The organism is Leeia oryzae DSM 17879 (genome assembly GCF_000376945.1).
Lineage (GTDB): Bacteria > Pseudomonadota > Gammaproteobacteria > Burkholderiales > Leeiaceae > Leeia > Leeia oryzae.
Genome location: NZ_AQXU01000015.1, coordinates 24,861 through 44,969 on the forward strand (window position 1 = coordinate 24,861; position 20,109 = coordinate 44,969).

Sequence of the window (20,109 nt, forward strand, 5' to 3'; positions counted from 1 at the left end):
TCATGAAACCACTCGCCGCCGGTATTCTTGCCAGTTTGTTATCGCTGACCGCATGGGGCGGTAACCTGTTATCCGTTCAGATTGGTCATCTGCATGGCCCCAATCTGGATGCCGGGCCGATCGAACTGTTGTGGCAGGGGAATGCCAAGCCGGCCAGCTTGCAGATCGGCCGGCTGGATGTGGCAGGCCAGCACTGGACGCAGGTGAAGCTCGGTTGTCCTTCGTTTGTGCTGCAAGATCAGCAGATTGCCTGCAAAAATGCCCAATTGTCCGGCAAGTCTCTGCCGGCCCTGTTCCAGACCGCGAAAATCAATTGGGCATACCTGCCTGCCACTTCCGCTTTTCGGCTTGAATTGTTGCTCCCCAAACAAGGGAGTGCTGTCATGAATGCCCGTCAGGAAAAAGGCCTTTGGTCAGCTAACGCCAAGCTGACGGCGTGGCCGTTAGCCAGTGTGGCCGATCTGATCCCTGCTAGTCTGCTTCGCCCGACCAAAGGTACGGTCGATGCCCAGCTGAACTGGCAAGCCGGTGCGCAAAAGCTGGCCGGGGATATGACGTTGCACGATGTGTCTTTCTCGGACGAATCCGGGAACCATGCTGGCGAGAATGTCTCCTTGTCGATGAAGCTCGTTGCCCGGCAACAGGCTGGCCAGTGGCAGACAAATGTGCAGTCGCAATGGCAGCTGGGAGAAATATTCTGGGCGCCATTTTATGTCAAGGCGCCTGCACAGCCGGTGAATCTGACCGCTAGCGGGCAGTTGGCCTCTCTGAAAGATCTGATGGTCAGGCAGTTCAGTCTGGATTGGCCGGCACTGGGGCAACTGACCGGCAATCTGGCGATCAAGGCAGGGCAGATTGACGCATTACAGGTCAAATCCAGTCCTTTGAATCTGGCATCTTTGTATGCAACCTGGCTGAAACCACTGGCTGGCGAGGGTTTGTTATCCGACCTGGAAGTTCAGGGTGGCGCCACCTTGCAGATGGCCATGGACGCATCCGGCATGACGTCACTTGATCTGGACCTGCAGAAGCTGTATGCAGAAGACCGCCAGGGCAGGCTGGCCATTTATGGACTGACCGGCAAAGTCCCATGGCGAAAAGCCGAATGGACACATCCGGCACTGAGCCTTGAAGGTGGCAAATTTTTCAAGCTGCCATTTGATGCAACCGCACTGGCAATGGATGTCAAAGGCGGGCAACTGCAAATGCCCGCACTTACTTTGCCCCTGATGGGCGGACAACTGAACCTCAAAGACTTGAAGCTGTCCCGGCAGGAGAACGGCTGGTCAGGCGGTGTATCTGGCGAAATCTCGCATGTATCGATGCCCAAAGTATCGACTGCACTGGGCTGGCCGGTGATTGATGGCGAACTCTCAGCCAGCCTGCCGCGCGTGCTGTTTGACCCGATGGAACTGCGGGCATACGGTCCCATTGAACTAGACCTGTTTGACGGGGTCTCATTCTTGCGTAATCTGAAGCTGACAGAGCCTTTTGGGCGTGCACCACGGCTAACAGCCGATCTGGAAATGCAGAATCTGGACATGGGCAAGTTGACCAAGACGTTTTCATTTGGCGCGATGGAAGGCAAGCTGGATGTGACGGTCGATGCACTGACGCTGGTCAATTGGGAAGTCAGCAGTTTCGATGCACACATCGAAAATAGTCCGGGAGACTATCGCAAGCGCATCAGCCAGAAAGCGGTAGAAAACATTGGCGAACTGGGTGGTGCCGGCTTTTCTGGCGCCCTGCAACGCAGTTTCCTGCGGTTCTTTGAGAGTTTCGGTTATAGCCGGCTGGGTCTGCACTGTAAACTGGCGAACAATGTCTGTCAGATGAACGGGGTGGCGCCTGCCCCCAATGGTTATTATCTGGTGGTGGGCGGAGGCGTTCCGTCAATTAACGTCATCGGCTACAATCAGGCTGTGCACTGGTCAGAGCTGGTGGCGCGCATCAAACGGATTACGCAAGGTGGAGCACCCGTTGTGCAATAGTGGCTGGTAACGGGTACCTGAACAGGTTTCTCCGTGAATCATCATGGAATGAACGCAAAAGAGAGCGAAAATGACCGTGTTAAAACTACATAAACCCATGCTGCCCGTGATGGCACTGGCTGGCATGTCGATGCTGCTAAGCGCATGCGTCACGATCAATATCTATTTTCCTGCCGCGGCAGCCGAAAAAGCAGCCGACAGGATTATTGATGAAGTTTTACAAGTGAAACCCGTCGTGAAACCTGCAACCGAAAAACCGGCTTCAGCGAGTTAAGGGAAAGAGCACATCATGAAATACACACAATTTTTTGCCAGTCTGATGATGGGCGCAGCCTTGCTGTCCATTCAGCCGGTCTATGCCGCAGCAGACCTGGATGTCAGTACGCCGGCCGTGCAATCCATCACCCAGAGCATGAAGACCCGAACCGGCAAACTGAGCGAATATTATGCGTCAGGCGCGGTCGGGTTTGCCAAAGATGGCAATCTGGTTGTTCGGGATGCCAGCCTGGTGCCGCTGCCTAAACGTCAGGAGGTCTCACGACTGGTTGCTGATGAAAATCAGGACCGGGCGGCACTGTACCGTGAAATCGCCCGTGCCAACAACCACCCGGAATGGGAAGCCGATATTCGCCAGACCTTTGCACAGCGCTGGGTGCAGCGGGCCCAGTCTGGCTGGTGGGTACAGCAGAGCAATGGCAGCTGGTCGCAGAAATAACCCCATTTACAATACCCGTTTTAGTGAAGGGATAAAGCATGCGCCGTTTCCTGACCCCGCTGTTGCTGGTGGCCATGGGTGTGATCTGGTTGCTGGCCGAACTGGACATGGTGGACGCCAGTACCATCTTTTGGCCGGCCGTTCTCGGCCTGGTGGGGATATCCGTCTGGCTGGACGATGGCATCAACCGTAACAGTTTCCCGTTGGGTAGCGGTTTTTTGCTTGCAGGTGCCCTGATGGCCTGGCGTGCCATGCATGACATCCGTTTCGGCTTGCTGATGCCCTGGTGGATGATTGGTATGGGTGTTGTACTGCTGGTCAACCGTAGTGGCGTCATTCCGCCTGCCGCCAACCGTGGCAAAGCGAAACGAGACGTTGAATAATTATCTGGATAAACATGATTAATACCTTACTTGGCATCTTGCCGAAAAGGCGGTGGGTGTATCTGGCCGCTGCTGCTGTCTGTGCCGGTCTTATCGGGTTCGCCCTCTATCTGCAGTATTACAAGTATCAGGAGCCTTGTCCGCTTTGCATGTTGCAGCGTGTTGTCATCATCCTGATGGGGATTCTGTTTTTTATCGCAGGTGTCCATAACCCGGGGCGGCATGGTGCGCGCGTCTATGGCTGGATCATTACGCTGACCGGTCTGCTGGGGGCTGGCATTGCTGCACGGCACGTCTGGATTCAGTACCTGCCGCCCGAGCAGGTGCCGGTATGCGGGCCTGGGCTCGATTACATACTGCAGACCATGCCGTTTGGTTCCGCCATCCTGCAGGTACTGCATGGTTCCGGCGAGTGCGCCGACAAATCCTGGATGTTCCTCGGCTTGACCATTCCCGGCTGGACCTTCCTGTTCTTCCTGTTTTTATCTGTACTGGCTTTATTGCTGCCAAGAAAGTCATCATGACCCAAGCTGCCTCCTTTTTTGACAAGCATGTGTTCTTCTGCTGCAACCAGCGGGCGCCAGGAGAGTCTTGTTGCAATAACTTCGGTGCGACCGAGATCAAGAATTACGCCAAAGACAAGATCAAGGCTTTAGGCCTGTCTGGTGACGGCAAGATTCGTATCAACCAGGCGGGCTGCCTGGGGCGCTGTGACGATGGCCCCGTGCTGGTCGTGTATCCGGAAGCCGTCTGGTATACCTACATCGACAAAGACGATATTGACGAAATCGTGGATTCCCATCTGGTGAACGGCAATATTGTTTCTCGGCTAAAACTGGACTGATTCATTCATGTGATCAGTACAAATACTGATATTCAAGAAAAATTTTTCAGTAAAAACCATGGCGCAATGTTCGTTGATATGACATATTAATGATCGTTGTGCCATTTGCGTCTCTTCCTAGAGCCATTACCCAATGAAAATCGACACACAAACCCTGTTTATTGACGGTCCGGTCGGCAAGCTGGATACCATTGTACTGACCTCTGCATCCCAGCCTGTTCGCGGCATTGCACTGATTGCCCATCCCAACCCTACCCAGGGCGGTACCAACACCAACAAGGTTGTACAAACGCTTGCCAAAGCCTTTGCCAGAAAAGGTTTTGTTGCACTTTGCCCTAACCTGCGTGGTGTAGGAGAGAGCGACGGCGCTTTCGACGCCGGCATTGGCGAAACGGATGACATGGCGGCCGTGCTGGCTTATGCAAGAGCTACCTATGGGCAGCTCCCCCTGATGCTAGCGGGTTTTTCGTTCGGGACTTTCGTTCAGTCAAACCTGGCACACCGGTTGCAGCAACAGGGCGAGGAAATCTACGGCATGCTGCTGGCCGGCCCTGCTGTCAAACGCTTTGCCCTGCCAGAAGTGCCAGCCCATACCCTGATCATCCATGGCGAAGAGGATGAAGTCATTCCGCTGGCCGACGTACTGGACTGGGCGCGGCCGCAGAAGCTGCCGGTAGTCGTTCTGCCGGGCGTCAGCCACTTTTTCCATGGCCATCTTGGCCAATTGACCGAATGGGTTAATCTCAAATGGCCGTCCTAAAGGTTGAACACCTTTGCAAGCAATACGCCAGCGAGCTGGTCGTCAATCAGCTTAGCCTGACTATCCCGGCTGGGATCTGTTTCGGGCTGCTGGGCCCGAATGGTGCCGGAAAAACCACTACGCTGAAGCTTTGCCTGGGACTGATTACACCAGATAGCGGTTCGATTGAACTGATGGGCATGCCGGTGCCGGATGCCGGTCCCAAGGTGCGTCTTCGCGTCGGGGTAGTGCCCCAGTTTGATAATCTGGACCCGGATTTTTCAGTTGCCGAGAACCTGATCATTTTTGGCCGCTATTTTGGAATTAAACCCGACGTGGTTCGGGCCAACGTGCCAGAACTGCTGGCGTTTGCCGGGCTGGAAGGCAAAGAAAAAAGCCGGATCAGGGAGTTGTCTGGCGGTATGCGACGCCGGCTAACGCTGGCGCGTGCGCTGGTGAATGATCCGGACGTCATTTTCCTGGATGAACCTACAACCGGGCTGGACCCGCAAGCCCGGCACCTGATCTGGGAGCGTCTGCGCCAGCTGGTGGCCAAAGGCAAAACCCTGATCCTGACTACCCACTTCATGGATGAAGCCGAGCGGCTGTGCAATTGTCTCGCCATCATGGATCATGGCAAGATCATTGCCGAAGATTCGCCAAAGCGTTTGATCGAAAACCTGATTGAACCGGTGGTGGTAGAAGTATTTGGTGACGGGCTGGATGACTGGCTTGCCACTGTTGCCACGGGCACCGGATGCCGGATAGAGCGCGCAGGGGAGACCATTTTCTGCTATGGGCAGGATGCTACTGCCGTGCTGCAAAGCATGGTGACTTTCCCCGGATTAAAGTCCGTGGTGCGTCAAGCTAACCTGGAAGACGTATTTATCAAGATTACCGGCCGGGAGTTGCGCGATTGAGCAGCTTCTCCCAAGCCGGCGGACGGTATCGCCACTGGTTGAGATATCTTGCATTGCCGCTGGCACTGCTTGCAGCCGTGTGGCCATTGACTGCCCTGGCTGACCCGGGTACTTACCCGTTGCTCACTTCTTCGGTGTGGTCCGGCTTGTCGCCGCAGATTGTGCTGGTGGTGGTGGCGATCGTCTTGAGTATTTCTTCATGCATTGATGCCTGGTTGCATAAGGACTCTACGTACCTGCTGTTTACTGGATTTATCCTCAGTCTGTCTTTATGGGTGGTGATTTTCTCAGGCGAGCATGGGGCTGACTTACGCTACTGGCTCTGCATGCTGGCGCAGGCGCTGGCCAGCATCCTGATCATCTTGCTGTGCAGAAGCTGCCTGGACTTGCCGGCGCATGCGTATGGTCTGAACCGTATCTCCATCTATCTGGCGATCCTCACCGGCATCATCGCGCTACCCGCCATACTGTTTTCCGGCATGCTCGGCCTGATGCTGGTCATGAGCGTTTGTGCCCTGTCGCTTTTCCTGACCTTTGTGATCTGTGTCACGTTGCTGAAGGTCCGTTTTGCCGAGGCAATCTGGTCCGGATTCGCTGTGCTGTTGCTGATGCTGGCCGATATGGCGGCCATGGTCTCTCTGTTGCAGACCAACAGCTTTCTCCCGGAGAAACAATCGGTGTTTCTGGTGCTGACGACGTTCTTGTGCATGGCGATTGCCGTGGCACATCGTCGTGGTCAGATGCAGGAAGAAGCCATTCTGGCATTACAGCAAATGTTTCTGGAGCAATTGGGCAAAGTCCAGTTTCTGGAAAGCACCGAGCAGGTCCTTAACCGGCGGCTGGAGCAGCGGGAATCAAAGCTGGATAGCCTTTCACGCCAGTTGGCAGAACATGTGAAGCGCGGCCGCCTGCTGTCTCGGCGTCTGTCAGAGAATGAAGACCTGCTGAAACAATTTGCTTATCACGATGCGTTGACGGGTTTGCCAAACCGCTTGCTGTTTGCCGACCGCCTGGAACGGACGCTGGACGAAGAAACCGCGCCGGCGGCATCCGGCATGATTGCGATCCTGTTGCTGGATCTGGATGATTTCGGCCGCATCAATAGCCGGAAAGGGCCGCGCTACGGTGATCGTGTATTGGCTGCACTGGCCAAACGCCTCCAGCAGTTGTTGCCACCAGACACCTGTCTGGCCCGTTTTGGCGGGGACGAATTTGCTATCATGCTGCACCCTCTGGCGTCTCAGGACGTCGGACGCTTGCTGGCCAGAACCTTGATTCAGGACCTTGCGGTACCTCTGGATGTGGAAGGCGAGAAACTGGTGCTAAGCTGTTCGGTGGGCATGTCGGTCTTCCCCGTCGACGGTCGTGACCTGGATGCACTGATACAACAGGCGGAAGGTGCGCTTTATCGGGCCAAATCCACGGGTACCGGTGCGTTGGTGTGTGCGTCCGGTGACGAGGTAAACCCCGGTCATTTTGTACGGGAAGCATGATGCTGCCTATACATCCATAATACATCGGCATCCAAACATAAACAGGGCGAATGATGTTTAACCAACGAGCACTTGCGGTCTGGCTGCGTAATTTCTGGGTATGGCGCAAACTGGCCGTCCCGTCCGTGCTGGGCAATATTGTCGAACCCATGCTGTACCTGCTGGGCCTCGGCTATGGACTGGGAAGTCTGTTGCCCAACGTGGCCGGGTTTCCGTATATCCACTTTCTGGCGGCCGGTATCGTCTGCCAGAGCACCATGAATTCCGCCACCTTCGAGGCGCTGTACTCGGCGTTTTCACGTCTGCATGTGCAAAGAACCTGGGAAGCCATCATGCATGCGCCGGTCTCGCTGGACGAGATCCTGATGGGGGAGTGGTTATGGGCGGCCAGTAAAAGCCTGCTATCCGGGTGCGCCATCTTGCTGGTGCTGGTCGTGTGGGGTATTACCTCGCCGCTACATGCGTTAGCCGTGGTGCCTGCCATTTTGCTGACCGGGCTGTGTTTTGCGGGTATGGGTCTGGTGATCACCAGCGTCTCGCCCAACTACGATTTTTTCATGTATTACTTCACATTGGTGATCGGCCCGATGCTGTTCGTCTCCGGCGTGTTTTATCCGGTTACCCAGCTGCCGGTATGGCTGCAATGGTTTAGTCAACTGCTGCCGCTTACCCATGCGATATCCCTGATTCGGCCGTTGGTACTGGGAGAAAGCCTGACACTCGCCTGGTTGCATATCCTGGTGTTGTTGCTTTATGGCGGTATCGGATTCCAGTTATCCCGCAAACTGGCCCGAAAGCGGCTTCTGAGCTGACATTCGGCGGTGTTTGGCCGGCGGGACAGATGCGGGTTTTACCCCTTATATGGTGAGCTGATGCAACAGACCGATCGAAAAGTGCATGCGGACGTTTTCCAGAAGGTCAGTTTGCGGTAAAATAGCCCATTCAAATCCTGTCTGTTTTTTCCCATGACTAAATTCGTATTTGTCACCGGCGGTGTTGTGTCTTCACTTGGTAAAGGCATTGCCGCTGCGTCCCTCGCTGCGATTCTTGAGTCTCGTGGTATTCGTGTCACCATGCTCAAGCTCGACCCTTACATTAACGTTGACCCGGGAACCATGAGTCCCTTCCAGCACGGCGAAGTGTTCGTGACGGAAGACGGCGCGGAAACCGACCTGGATCTGGGCCACTACGAGCGCTTCATCTCCAGCAAGATGAAGAAAGCCAACAATTTCACAACCGGTCAGATTTATGACTCGGTCATCAAGAAAGAGCGCCGCGGCGACTATCTGGGCGGTACCGTGCAGGTCATTCCGCACATTACCGACGAAATCAAGCATTTCATCCACTTGGGTGCCAACGAAGCCGAAGTGGCCATCGTAGAAGTCGGCGGTACCGTAGGGGATATCGAATCCCTGCCGTTCCTGGAAGCCATCCGTCAGATGGGTGTGCAGCTGGGTCGCGAAAATACCTGTTATGTGCATTTGTCTTATGTACCTTATCTGGCAGCTGCAGGCGAAATCAAAACCAAGCCAACGCAACATTCTGTCAAAGAGCTGCGTGAAATCGGTATCCAGCCAGACGTGCTGATCTGCCGTATGGACCGTCCTCTGCCAGATGACGAACGTCGCAAGATTGCGCTCTTCTGTAATGTGTCAGAGAACGCCGTGATTTCTTGTTACGATGTCGACTCGATTTACAAGATTCCGGGTGTGCTGAACCAGCAAGGCCTGGACGAAATCGTGTGCCGCAAGCTGAACCTGACGCCTCGTCCGGCAGATCTGGATATGTGGGAAAAGCTGGTTTTTGCAAAAGAGCATCCAGAGCACGAAGTGAATATTGCCATGGTCGGCAAGTATGTCGATCTGGCCGACTCCTACAAATCGCTGACCGAAGCGCTAGTGCACGCAGGTATCCATACCCGTACCAAGATCAATATTGAATACGTTGATTCCGAAGAGATCGAGCGTGATGGTGCCGCATCCCTGAAAGACAAGGATGCCATTCTGGTACCGGGTGGTTTCGGCAAGCGTGGCGTAGAGGGCAAGATCAAGGCGGTTCAGTTTGCCCGTGAAAACAAGATTCCTTATCTGGGTATCTGCTACGGCATGCAGCTGGCGCTGATTGAGTTTGCCCGTCATGTAGCCGGCTGGGATGGTGCGTCCTCTACCGAATTCAATCTGGAAACCCCGTATCCGGTGGTCGCCCTGATTGATGAGTGGGTGAACCATGATGGTCAGATCGAAACCCGTGATGAAAACTCGAATCTGGGTGGCACCATGCGCCTGGGTAGCCAGGAGTTCATCATGAAGCCGGGCAGCCTGATCAGCAAGATTTATGGCGGTGACCGTGCTGTTGAGCGCCATCGTCACCGTTATGAAGTCAATAACCACTATCTGCCACGTCTGGAAGATGCTGGCTTGACCGTCTCTGGTCGTTCTGCCGGTCACGAGTCTTTGTGCGAAGTGGTTGAGTTGGCCGATCACCCATGGTTTGTCGGTGTACAGTTCCACCCGGAATTTACATCCACCCCGCGTGACGGACATCCACTGTTCAAGTCATACATTGAAGCAGCCATTGCTCATAACGCAGCCAAAAAAGGTAAGTAATCCATGCAGTTATGCGGATTTGAGGTAGGTCTTAACCAGCCATTCTTTCTGATCGCAGGTCCTTGCGTCATCGAGGGAGAGCAGTTCTCCATCGATACGGCCGGCCAGCTGAAAGAAATTGCAGACAGTCTGGGTATCCCGTTTATTTTCAAATCTTCATTTGATAAGGCAAACCGGAGCTCGGGGACCTCATTCCGCGGCTTTGGCATGGATGCAGGTCTGGAAATCCTGGCCAAAGTACGTGACCAGATTGGCGTACCTGTCCTGACAGATATTCACGATATCGATCAGATCAAGCCGGTTGCTGCCGTGGTTGATGTCTTGCAGACGCCAGCTTTCCTCTGCCGTCAAACGGACTTTATCCAGGCCGTAGCGTGTTGCGGCAAACCGGTCAATATCAAAAAAGGCCAGTTCCTTGCCCCATGGGACATGAAAAACGTGGTGGAAAAAGCCAAGCAAGCCAATGGCGGGCTGGATAACATCATGGTGTGTGAACGCGGTGCGTCTTTTGGCTACAACAATCTGGTATCTGACATGCGTAGCCTTGCCGTGATGCGTGATACCGGATGCCCGGTGGTGTTTGATGCAACGCACTCCGTACAGTTGCCAGGCGGGCAGGGTACGAGTTCTGGCGGTCAGCGCGAGCATGTTCCGGTACTGGCACGTGCAGCGGTCGCTGCTGGCGTGGCCGGCTTGTTCATGGAAACCCATCCTGATCCTGCCAAGGCGTTGTCGGATGGACCAAATGCGTGGCCGCTTCCTAAAATGAAGGCGCTTTTGCAAACCTTGCAGGCGATAGATGCTGTCGTCAAATCGGGAGAATGGATTGAAAATGGGGTCTAGAATGTCAGATGCAAAATCGCTTGATTTGATTGTAACCAGAAGCAGCAGCAAGCATGCGGCGGCCATCATGTTGTTGAGTGAAATGGAAGCCGAGCTGGTGGGGCGCTATGGCGATTATGAAATCAGCCCCTTCCGCCTGTCGGATGTCGACAAGCCAGGCAATGCGTTGTACCTTGCTACCTGTGATAATGCCTTGGTTGGTTGTGGCGCGCTAAAACCCATCGAAGCCGATACGGTTGAAATCAAACGCATGTATGTGCGTTCTTCTTTCCGTCGTATGGGGGTTGCCAGCCGCCTGTTGTCAGAACTGGAAAAAGCAGCCAGACATTTTGGTTACCACCGAATCGTGCTGGAGACCGGTAACCGTCAGCCGGAAGCGGTCGCCCTGTACGAGCGCCACGGATATGTCCGGATTCCTGCCTTTGGCGAATACGCCAAAGAGCCTCGAAGCATCTGTTTCGAGAAAGTACTGCCATAAAAATAATGAGACGAAGGGGGCTTGCTAGTGGCAAGTCCCCTTGCTTTTAGTATTCCCCCTCTATCTTCTGTTGTTACTAAATACAAGGAAATATCACGCATGAGTTCTATCGTTGATGTCATTGCCCGTGAAATTCTGGATTCTCGCGGTAATCCAACTGTTGAAGCCGATGTGTTGCTGGAGTCAGGTGTCATGGGGCGTGCTGCCGTGCCAAGTGGCGCGTCTACCGGTGAGAAAGAAGCACTGGAACTGCGCGATGGCGACAAGAGCCGCTATCTGGGCAAGGGGGTATTGAAAGCCGTTGAGCATATCAATACCGAAATCTGCGAAGCCATTATCGGCCTGGATGCTTCTGAGCAGGTCTTCATTGACAAGACCATGATTGAGCTGGACGGCACCGATACCAAAGGCCGTCTGGGCGCCAATGCCATCCTGGCGGTTTCTATGGCGGTTGCCCGTGCAGCAGCTGAAGAAGCTGGTCTGCCGCTGTACCGTTACCTGGGTGGAGCAGGCCCGATGACCCTGCCAGTTCCAATGATGAACGTGATTAACGGCGGTGCGCACGCCAACAACAACATCGACTTTCAAGAGTTCATGATTGTGCCAGTTGGTCGTCCTACATTCCGTGAAGCCTTGCGTTGTGGTGCCGAGATTTTCCATGCGCTGAAAAAACTGATTGCCGATAAAGGCATGTCCACAGCCGTGGGCGATGAAGGTGGTTTTGCGCCGAACATCGACAGCCATGAAGCAGCCATTGAACTGATTCTGACCGCCATTGAAAACGCCGGTTATGTTGCAGGCGAGGACGTCATGCTGGCTCTGGATTGTGCCGCATCCGAGTTCTACAAGGATGGCATGTATGACATGAAGGGTAATGGCTTGAAGCTGACCACCGAACAAATGGTGGATTACCTTGCCTCTCTGGCTGACAAATACCCGATCATCAGTATCGAAGACGGCATGTCTGAACACGACTGGGATGGCTGGCGTTTGCTGACCGACCGACTGGGCGATGGTGTCCAGCTGGTAGGTGACGATGTGTTTGTAACCAACCCGAAAATCCTGAAAGAAGGGATTGAGGCAGGTATTGCCAACTCGATTCTGATCAAGGTCAACCAGATCGGTACCCTGACAGAAACCCTGCAAGCGATCGAATTGGCAAAACGCTCAAACTACACCTCGGTTTCTTCTCACCGTTCCGGCGAGACAGAAGATAGCACCATTGCGGATCTGGCAGTTGCTACCAACTGCATGCAGATCAAGACCGGGTCTCTGTCCCGTTCTGATCGTATGGCCAAGTACAACCAGTTGCTGCGTATCGAAGAAGAACTGGGTGACATGGCACGTTACGCTGGCCGTGACGCGTTCTATCACATCAATTAAGTCTGTAGCTATTTGATTGATTAAAAAAGCAAAACGGGTGAACCCCGTTTTGCTTTTGTCATTGAATATGTTACATTGCCGTTAGTTTTTAAGTGGACGTCAATTGTGTTCATGCGCATGTTAAGCCTTGTTTTTGCTACGCTGATAGTAGCGCTTCAGTACCCGCTCTGGCTGGGGAAAGGCGGCTGGCTGAAGGTTTGGCAGCATGAGGCGCAGCTGGAGCAGGCGCAAAAGGCGAATCTGGCACTTAAAAACCGCAATGATGCCCTTGATGCCGAAGTGCAAGATCTGAAGCAAGGTTATGATGCGATTGAAGAGCGTGCCCGTAATGAACTCGGCATGATCAAGCAAGACGAGCTGTTTATCCAGATTCTGAATACCACCAATGTCATGCCGGCCAAACCGGTCGAAAAAGTGACGCCATAGTCAGTTCAATTAGAGACCAATAAGAGAAATCTGTCTCCACTTTGGGGTTTTCCCCTATCTGCATTGTTTTTCTGTCATATTTTCCGGCTTTCTTGCTGCTTTAACTTTCGGTAGATCGTTCTTCTATCTACAATGACGTGCAGAAGTTGAAATTTTATAGCAGGTATGCCGGGAGCTCGCGGGTTCACGTTGCATGACCTGCATGTTTTATTTTTGACAGGTATTCGCATGGCGGAATTAACGAATCCCACCGAAATCGCACGTGAAACGCTCAAGCAACTGGCGCTCAACCGATTGCTGCCCACACCCGACAATTACCGGAAGATCTATGCAGAGATTTCTGGCGGAGAGGGTGCGGAGATGCATCCCGTGGTGGAACTGCTGGTGGAGCGCTTGTCTTTGCTGCCCAAACCCGCTTTCGAGATTCAGCGTCTGAAACAATCGCTGGAAGAGTCTGAGGCGTCAGGTAACTGGCTGCAATGGGCGGACCGCTTTGTGAATGGTGCAGCCGGCACGGAAAGCGAAGAACCAAATGCGCAGGTCAAGCTTGGCTGGTCGGATTTGATTCGTGACCTGATCAAGCAATGGGATCTGAGGCAGGCAGGCTGGACGACTTCCCGCAAAAAAGAAGCGCTGGAAAAGGTTTTGATCAATTTTGGGGCTCGCCCCAGTGAATTGAATGAAAAGCTGGGCGCACTCGTCCGGGCGTGGTCAGAGAATGTCCCCCTTGATGATGACGTGATGGATGTTGGCGAGGAGACTGCTGCTGCACCGGTCGGCACAGAGGAGGCGGGAGAGGTCTTCTATGCCTGGCGGGACTTGTTGATCTACACGCTGGAGTATGGTGTCGTCGGTCGGTTGTCGGCTGTCAGTGATTTGCATGAAGAAGCGCTTGCACTGGTGCAGCGTCTGAAGGAAACCAATGACCTGAAGATGCTGGAATCTTTTTCGGCCATGGCCAGAAAGTTCTGGTTGAAGCTTGAGCTGAGAAATGAATCAGACCAGACGTTGATGCTGGGTTTGCAGCGCCTTTTGCGTCTCCTGGTCAATAATATTGCCGATCTGATCGTCGATGATGGCTGGATGCAGGGGCAGGTAGAGATTATCCGCGCCATTATCGATAAACCGCTTGATAGCCGCTTCCTGTATGAAATGGAAGAGTCGCTGTCAGAGCTTATCTTCAAGCAGGGTCATCTCAAACAGAGTCTGGTCGATGCAAAGCACACTTTCAAGAACCTGATCACCAGCTTTATCGACCGCCTGGGGGCGATGGCCGAGCATACCGGTTCTTACCACGACAAGATTGTTACTTACTCCGATGCCATCCGGAACACCGACGACCTTACCCAGATCAGCATGATTGTAGATCAGCTCATGGACGATACACGCTCCATGCAGCTTGATATCTTGCGATCCAGAGACGAGTTGTTACAGGCGCGGGAGGAGGCCAGCCTGGCCTCCGACAAGATTAGCGCGCTGGAAAAAGAAATTGAAACCATCTCTGCACAGGTGAGGACCGACCAGCTGACGGGGGCACTAAACCGCCGTGGCCTGGAAGAAACTATGCAGATGGAACTGTCCCGTGCCAACCGCGAGCATCGTGCCTTGTCCGTCGCCTTGCTGGATATTGATAACTTCAAGAAACTGAATGACCGCCTGGGGCACCAGGCAGGCGATGAGGCATTAAGCCATCTGGCCAAGGTTATTACCGATACGCTCCGGCCGACAGATTCGATTGCCCGTTACGGCGGTGAAGAGTTTGTCATTGTGCTGCCTGCCACGGCGTTGTCTGAGGCCGTGCAGGTGATGCAACGCGTGCAACGTGAGTTGACCAAGCGTTTTTACTTGCGAAAGAATGAACGGGTGCTCATCACCTTTAGTTGTGGCATTTCTCAATACCGGGAAGGTGAAGATGAGCATGCGGTCCTGAATCGGGCGGATATGGCCATGTACAAAGCCAAGAGTGCGGGCAAGAACCGGGTCGAGGTCGAAATGTGATTTGCCTCCTGTGCTTGCGGCTGATATTGCTGTCGTAGCACTGTTTGATGTGATTTATCTCCGAGCGGCAATCCTTGCCGCTCTTTCTTTTTGCTTGTGGCCGTTTTTGCCATTTCTGCGCCCGCAAGAGTGCCATTTTTCTTCGTTTCAGCACTGGCATGTTTCCTGCTTATATTAGCTTGAATATTTAGCGGGGTATAAAACATCATGTTGAAATCCATTGACGAACATTTCCGTTTTCTGGAAACCGCTCTGAAAGGACGCGCGTATCGTCAGGAGTTGTTGGGTTCCAATCTGGCAAATGCTGATACCCCGAATTACAAGGCCGTTGACTTCGATTTCAAAACGGCCCTGACGCAAGCATTGGGAAAGTCTGCTACAGGTGGCGTGTTGCCATTAACAAAGACAGCGGCAGGCCATCTGGGTGATAGCCAATCCAATCCGCTGGACGTGCAGACGCAATACCGCGTGCCTTATCAGGCCTCGATTGATGGCAATACGGTTGAATCCGAAAATGAAATGGCGCGTTTTTCAGAAAATGCCATGCAATATCAGGCACTTCTGAGCTTTACTACCAACCGCATCAAGACACTGCAGCAAGCATTGTCTGCGCAGTAAACGTGTTAAAGGGCGAATAGCATGTCGATCATGGGTGTTTTTCAGATTGCGGGTTCTGCCATGACGGCTCAGTCCATGCGGCTGAACGTAGTGGCCAGTAACCTTGCCAACGTGGATTCTGCCACCAGCTCGACCGGACAGCCCTACAAGGCGCGTCAGGTGGTATTTCAGGCTGCACCTGTGGATGGTTCGACGAATGGTGCCATGGGCGTGAAAGTATCGCAGGTGGTAGAAGACCCTGCGCCGCCACGTCTGGTGTACTCGCCTGACAATCCGCTGGCGGATGAGAAAGGCTATGTCGCCATGCCTAATGTGAGCGTGGTGGAAGAAATGGCCAACATGATCTCTGCATCCCGTGCGTATCAGACAAACGCAGACATGATGAATACAGCGAAAACATTGATGCAGCGGACGCTGTCCCTGGGTCAATAAGGAGTAAGAAAATGGCAACAGTAACGACAGTAGATGGCGCCTCCAACCCGTTTGCCGCATTTAATACCGCTACTTCGGGAACATCTGTCAGTCAGAATCAGGAAGACCGCTTTTTGAAGCTGCTGGTGACACAACTGCAGAATCAGGATCCATTGAACCCGATGGATAACTCGCAAACTACGTCACAGATGGCACAGATCAGCACTGTGAGTGGTATCGAGAAGCTGAATACCACCATCCAGTCTCTGGCTAGCTCATTTGCTGCATCCCAGTCTTTTCAGGCGGCAACACTGGTGGGGCGTAATGTGTTGACGGCAGGCAGCACGCTGAATCTTGCTTCCGGTGCGGCCCAAGGCGGTATTGAGTTGGGTGCGGATGCCGACAAGGTTACCGTTACCGTCAAGGATTCTTTTGGTAATACCGTTGATGAAGTCGACATGGGGGCGCAGAAAGCGGGCGTCATGAACTTCACCTGGGATGGCACCAACACAGATGGCACGAAAGTTGCTGATGGTAAGTATACGTTCAGCGTCAAAGCAACATCGGCTTCTAAGGCGGTAGATGCAACGGCGCTGACCTACGGCAAGATTGCCAGTGCAACATTCAGTACCTCGGGTATTTCATTATCTGTGCCAGATGTCGGCAGTATTGCCCTCACTGACATTAAACAAATTCTGTAAGCGGAGGCGAACATGGGTTTCCAACAAGGTTTAAGTGGCCTGAATACATCTTCTAAAAGTCTGGATGTGATCGGCAACAACGTCGCCAACGCCAGCGTAGTCGGTTTCAAACCTTTTCGTGCGCAGTTTGCCGATGTGTTTGCGGCCAGCCTGAACGGTGGTGGTACCAATAATGTCGGTATCGGTTCTGCGCTGTCTGCGGTCACGCAACAGTTTTTGCAAGGGAATATCTCGGTTACCAGTAACCCGCTGGATGTGGCGATTAACGGTAACGGCTTCTTCCGCATGTCGGATAACGGGACGATCGGTTACAGTCGTAACGGGCAGTTTCAGGTCGATAAAGATGGTTATGTGGTGAATGACGAGCAGCATCATCTGACCGGTTACCTGGCGGATTCTGCTGGCAATATCATTGCCTCATCTCCGGTAGACATCAAAATAAATACTGCAGATTTGTTGCCTGCCGCAACTGCTAAGCAAACGGTTGGTATCAACATGGATGCCCGTTCATCCACGATTACTGCCCAGTTTGACCCGAATGATGCAACCACATTCAATAATAGCACCTCTCAGACCGTGTATGACAGTTTGGGTAACCCCCATACACAGGCACTGTATTTTCAGAAAGGCGCTGCAAATACCTGGAACGTGTACATGACCGTGGATGGTACTGGCGTTAATCTGAACGATGCAATGCCTGCAGCCAATGTCCCCGGCACACCTACGATTCTGCCAGCTCAGATGGTTTTTGGTACTAATGGTACGTTGACCAGTCGTGATACCTTCCCGGCTGCACAACCTAACCATCTGCTGTCTGCAACCTATACAGCATCAGGTGCCACTGCACAGACGTTTGACATCAATATTGGTACATTTACCCAGTTTGGTAGCATTTTTAGTGTCAACAAGCAGACCCAAGACGGTTATTCTTCTGGCCGATTGAGCGGGATCAGTATTGGTTCAGACGGTACCTTGCAAGGCCGTTACAGTAACGGTCAGTCACGCAATATGGCCCAGATTGTGCTGGCTAACTTTTCCAACCCGCAAGGTTTGCAACCTAAAGGTGGCAACGAGTGGTCAGAAACCCCTGCTTCAGGTGGCCCATTGGTTGGGGTTCCTGGCAGTTCCAGCTTGGGTCTTCTCCAGTCTTCTGCAGTGGAAGAGTCCAAAGTGGACTTGACCGAAGAACTGGTCAACATGATTACCGCACAACGTGTGTATCAGGCCAATGCGCAGACCATTAAAACCCAGGATCAGGTGTTGCAAACCCTGGTGAGCTTGCGCTAAGTAGCGAAAGGTTGATCTGACATGGATCGGTTGCTCTACATTTCAATGACGGGTGCGCAGCATGCTTTGTACAAGCAGGCAACCACCACGCATAATCTGGCTAACGTCAATACCCAGGGTTTCAAGGCGCAGACGGACAGTTTCCGTGCGCTCTGGGTCTATGGTCAGGGGATGCCTACCCGTACATTTGCGGTAGATGCAACCACCGGGACAGATTTCGCACCAGGGAGCCTGATGCAGACCGGGCGTGATCTGGATATGGCGGTTCAGGGCAAAGGCTGGTTTGCCGTTCAGGCAGATGACGGCTCTGAAGCCTACACCCGCAACGGTGGCTTCCAGATCGACAGTGAAGGTACGCTCAAAACCGATCGAGGGCTCCCGGTGATTGGTGATGGTGGCCCCATCCAGATTCCAGCCAATACCCAGATCACGATCGGGCATGATGGCACCATTTCCACAGTACCCAACGGTACCGGTGTCACGCAGGTGACGGTGCTGGGACGGCTTAAGCTGGTGAATCCGGATGAGAAGCAGCTTAAGCGTGGCGATGACGGGCTGTTCCGGCTTGAGTCAGGACAGCCTGCCGAAGCAGATCCTAATGTTCGCCTGGCCGGCAATGCACTGGAAAGCAGCAACGTAAATGCAGCTCAGGCAATGGTTGATCTGATTACCCAATCCCGGCAGTTTGATATGCAAGTCAAGATGATGCAAAACGCAGATCAGAATGCACAAAAAGCCGCACAAGTGATTAACCTCAACGGTTAACAAGGATATTAGACAATGATTCGTTCTCTCTGGATTGCCAAAACCGGTCTTGATACCCAGCAAACCAACATTGATGTGATCTCGAACAACCTGGCCAACGTTAGTACCAACGGTTACAAACGTCAGCGTCCCTTGTTTGAAGACTTGCTGTATCAGACCATGCGCCAGCCCGGGGCTAACTCGACCCAGCAAAACCAGATTCCGAGTGGCCTGCAGATTGGTACAGGTGCTCGCACCATTGCGACAGAACGTATCTTTACGCAGGGCAACCTGCAACGTACCGAAAACAGCCTGGATATGGCCATCAATGGATCGGGCTTCTTTCAGGTCCTGATGCCGGATGGTTCGATTGGCTATTCTCGTGACGGTTCCTTCCAGAAAGACAGCACCGGGCAACTTGTCACCAGCAGTGGTTATCCGCTTCAGCCCGCCATCACCATCCCTTCTGATGCAACCTCCTTGTCAATCGGCACGGATGGTACGGTGTCGGTGAATCAGCCTGGCAATACGGCTCCGACGCAAATTGGCAACATCACGCTTGCCAACTTCATCAATCCGGCCGGCTTGCAAAGTGTCGGGGAGAATCTGTTTCTTGAAACAGCCTCCAGCGGCGCGCCGAATATCGCTACGCCTGGCACCAATGGCCTTGGCGTAATTAATGAAAATTATGTTGAAACATCCAACGTCAACGTCGCTGAAGAGCTGGTCAGCATGATTCAGGCTCAGCGTGCTTTTGAGCTGAACTCAAAAGCGATCACGGCATCTGATCAGATGCTGCAAAAGCTGAGCAGCCTGTAAAGAGCAGGATGGAAAGGTAGTTTCATGAAACGCATATGGTTGTTGCTTCCTTTGTTGGGCTTGCTGGCGGCTTGCAGCAATACGCCAAAGACCATTGTGGAAGGGCCTTTGACTGTGCGCCCGCCAAAGCAGGTTGCCAATACAGGGCAGAATGGTGCTATCTATCAGGCAAACAATAGTCGGCTGAACTTGTTTGAAGACCGTATCGCACGCAATATGGGCGATACATTGACGATCAGCATCGAAGAAAAGCTGGATGCAAAAAACAAGGCAGAAACCAAGACCAGTACCAGCAATACATTTACCTCTACAACGCCTTCCATTACTGGCCCTTACATTCCCGGTGTCATCGAGAATCTGGCAAAAATCGGTGTTTCTGGCGCTTCGTCCTCCGCATTTAATGGCAAGGGTGAAAGTAACAACAGCAATTCCTTTACTGGTACGATCAGCGTCACCGTCGTGGATGTGCTAAACAACGGTAATCTGGTGGTGGCGGGCGAGAAACAGATTGCACTGAATCAGGAAACGACGTTTGTCCGTTTCTCTGGCGTGGTGGACCCAAGAGACATCAAGATTGGCAATACGGTTTCTTCGACCAAGGTGGCGGATGCACGGATTGAACAACGTGGTGATGGTCAGGTGGATGCGTCGCAAGCAATGGGCTGGCTGGCCAAGTTTTTCCTCTCGTTCTTGCCGTTCTGAGATGGCAC

At 53.2% G+C, this 20,109-nt stretch carries 23 protein-coding genes; all 23 read left to right on the forward strand.

The genetic code is table 11. The annotated features are described in order from the left end of the window. The first annotated feature begins 2 nt into the window (after positions 1–2). The 23 genes from F552_RS0102890 (at position 3) to F552_RS0103000 (ending at position 20,101) form a co-directional block, all read left to right on the forward strand. The gene (locus F552_RS0102890; RefSeq protein ID WP_018150214.1) at positions 3–1,991 is read left to right on the forward strand and encodes a translocation/assembly module TamB domain-containing protein; all 1,989 of its coding nucleotides are present in this window, start codon (positions 3–5) and stop codon (positions 1,989–1,991) included. Between the two features lie 70 nt (positions 1,992–2,061). Then, positions 2,062–2,265: a hypothetical protein gene (locus tag F552_RS0102895; RefSeq protein ID WP_018150215.1), complete on the forward strand. Its 204-nt coding sequence runs from the start codon at positions 2,062–2,064 to the stop codon at positions 2,263–2,265. 15 nt (positions 2,266–2,280) lie between these two features. Then, the gene (locus tag F552_RS0102900) at positions 2,281–2,706 is read left to right on the forward strand and encodes a YdbL family probable chaperone protein (protein WP_018150216.1); all 426 of its coding nucleotides are present in this window, start codon (positions 2,281–2,283) and stop codon (positions 2,704–2,706) included. A gap of 38 nt (positions 2,707–2,744) precedes the next feature. Next, positions 2,745–3,089: a LiaF transmembrane domain-containing protein gene (locus F552_RS18355; protein ID WP_018150217.1), complete on the forward strand. Its 345-nt coding sequence runs from the start codon at positions 2,745–2,747 to the stop codon at positions 3,087–3,089. Positions 3,090–3,103: 14 nt separating this feature from the next. Then, positions 3,104–3,613 (forward strand): disulfide bond formation protein B, encoded by a 510-nt coding sequence (locus tag F552_RS0102910; protein ID WP_018150218.1) that lies wholly within the window; start codon positions 3,104–3,106, stop codon positions 3,611–3,613. Beyond that, positions 3,610–3,933, forward strand: coding sequence for a (2Fe-2S) ferredoxin domain-containing protein (locus F552_RS0102915; protein ID WP_018150219.1), 324 nt, complete (start codon positions 3,610–3,612; stop codon positions 3,931–3,933). Before F552_RS0102910 ends, F552_RS0102915 begins: the two co-directional genes overlap by 4 nt. A gap of 133 nt (positions 3,934–4,066) precedes the next feature. Further along, complete coding sequence (locus F552_RS0102920; protein WP_018150220.1) at positions 4,067–4,693, forward strand: alpha/beta hydrolase; 627 nt, start codon at positions 4,067–4,069, stop codon at positions 4,691–4,693. Beyond that, positions 4,681–5,592, forward strand: a complete 912-nt coding sequence (locus F552_RS0102925; protein WP_018150221.1) for an ATP-binding cassette domain-containing protein — start codon at positions 4,681–4,683, stop codon at positions 5,590–5,592. The genes F552_RS0102920 and F552_RS0102925 overlap by 13 nt, the downstream gene beginning before the upstream one ends. Next, on the forward strand, positions 5,589–7,085 hold the full coding sequence (locus F552_RS0102930) for a GGDEF domain-containing protein (protein ID WP_018150222.1): 1,497 nt from the start codon (positions 5,589–5,591) through the stop codon (positions 7,083–7,085). Before F552_RS0102925 ends, F552_RS0102930 begins: the two co-directional genes overlap by 4 nt. A 50-nt stretch (positions 7,086–7,135) precedes the next feature. Next, the gene (locus tag F552_RS0102935; RefSeq protein WP_033374578.1) at positions 7,136–7,897 is read left to right on the forward strand and encodes an ABC transporter permease; all 762 of its coding nucleotides are present in this window, start codon (positions 7,136–7,138) and stop codon (positions 7,895–7,897) included. A 153-nt stretch (positions 7,898–8,050) separates the two neighbouring features. Beyond that, on the forward strand, positions 8,051–9,691 hold the full coding sequence (gene pyrG, locus F552_RS0102940) for a CTP synthase (protein WP_018150224.1): 1,641 nt from the start codon (positions 8,051–8,053) through the stop codon (positions 9,689–9,691). Positions 9,692–9,694: 3 nt separating this feature from the next. Further along, positions 9,695–10,534 carry a 3-deoxy-8-phosphooctulonate synthase gene (gene kdsA, locus F552_RS0102945; protein ID WP_018150225.1) on the forward strand — a complete coding sequence of 280 codons (840 nt, stop codon included), beginning with the start codon at positions 9,695–9,697 and terminating at the stop codon, positions 10,532–10,534. 1 nt (position 10,535) lies between these two features. After that, entirely contained in the window at positions 10,536–11,012 is a 477-nt protein-coding gene (locus tag F552_RS0102950; RefSeq protein WP_018150226.1) for a GNAT family N-acetyltransferase, read from the forward strand. Positions 11,013–11,111: 99 nt separating this feature from the next. Then, a complete protein-coding gene (eno, locus tag F552_RS0102955) occupies positions 11,112–12,395 on the forward strand; it encodes a phosphopyruvate hydratase (protein ID WP_018150227.1) in 1,284 nt (427 codons plus the stop codon). A gap of 117 nt (positions 12,396–12,512) precedes the next feature. Continuing rightward, entirely contained in the window at positions 12,513–12,821 is a 309-nt protein-coding gene (ftsB, locus tag F552_RS0102960) for a cell division protein FtsB (protein ID WP_308417736.1), read from the forward strand. A 228-nt stretch (positions 12,822–13,049) separates the two neighbouring features. Then, on the forward strand, positions 13,050–14,819 hold the full coding sequence (locus F552_RS0102965) for a GGDEF domain-containing protein (RefSeq protein ID WP_018150229.1): 1,770 nt from the start codon (positions 13,050–13,052) through the stop codon (positions 14,817–14,819). A 207-nt stretch (positions 14,820–15,026) separates the two neighbouring features. Continuing rightward, positions 15,027–15,437 (forward strand): flagellar basal body rod protein FlgB, encoded by a 411-nt coding sequence (gene flgB, locus F552_RS0102970; protein ID WP_018150230.1) that lies wholly within the window; start codon positions 15,027–15,029, stop codon positions 15,435–15,437. A gap of 21 nt (positions 15,438–15,458) precedes the next feature. Continuing rightward, entirely contained in the window at positions 15,459–15,869 is a 411-nt protein-coding gene (gene flgC / locus F552_RS0102975; RefSeq protein ID WP_018150231.1) for a flagellar basal body rod protein FlgC, read from the forward strand. An 11-nt stretch (positions 15,870–15,880) separates the two neighbouring features. Next, positions 15,881–16,549 (forward strand): flagellar hook assembly protein FlgD, encoded by a 669-nt coding sequence (locus tag F552_RS0102980; protein WP_018150232.1) that lies wholly within the window; start codon positions 15,881–15,883, stop codon positions 16,547–16,549. Between the two features lie 12 nt (positions 16,550–16,561). Next, positions 16,562–17,836, forward strand: coding sequence for a flagellar hook protein FlgE (flgE, locus tag F552_RS0102985; RefSeq protein ID WP_018150233.1), 1,275 nt, complete (start codon positions 16,562–16,564; stop codon positions 17,834–17,836). Between the two features lie 21 nt (positions 17,837–17,857). Next, positions 17,858–18,601, forward strand: a complete 744-nt coding sequence (gene flgF, locus F552_RS0102990) for a flagellar basal-body rod protein FlgF (protein WP_018150234.1) — start codon at positions 17,858–17,860, stop codon at positions 18,599–18,601. 15 nt (positions 18,602–18,616) lie between these two features. After that, positions 18,617–19,399, forward strand: a complete 783-nt coding sequence (gene flgG / locus F552_RS0102995) for a flagellar basal-body rod protein FlgG (RefSeq protein WP_018150235.1) — start codon at positions 18,617–18,619, stop codon at positions 19,397–19,399. Between the two features lie 24 nt (positions 19,400–19,423). Further along, the gene (locus F552_RS0103000; RefSeq protein WP_018150236.1) at positions 19,424–20,101 is read left to right on the forward strand and encodes a flagellar basal body L-ring protein FlgH; all 678 of its coding nucleotides are present in this window, start codon (positions 19,424–19,426) and stop codon (positions 20,099–20,101) included. Positions 20,102–20,109: the final 8 nt, after the last annotated feature.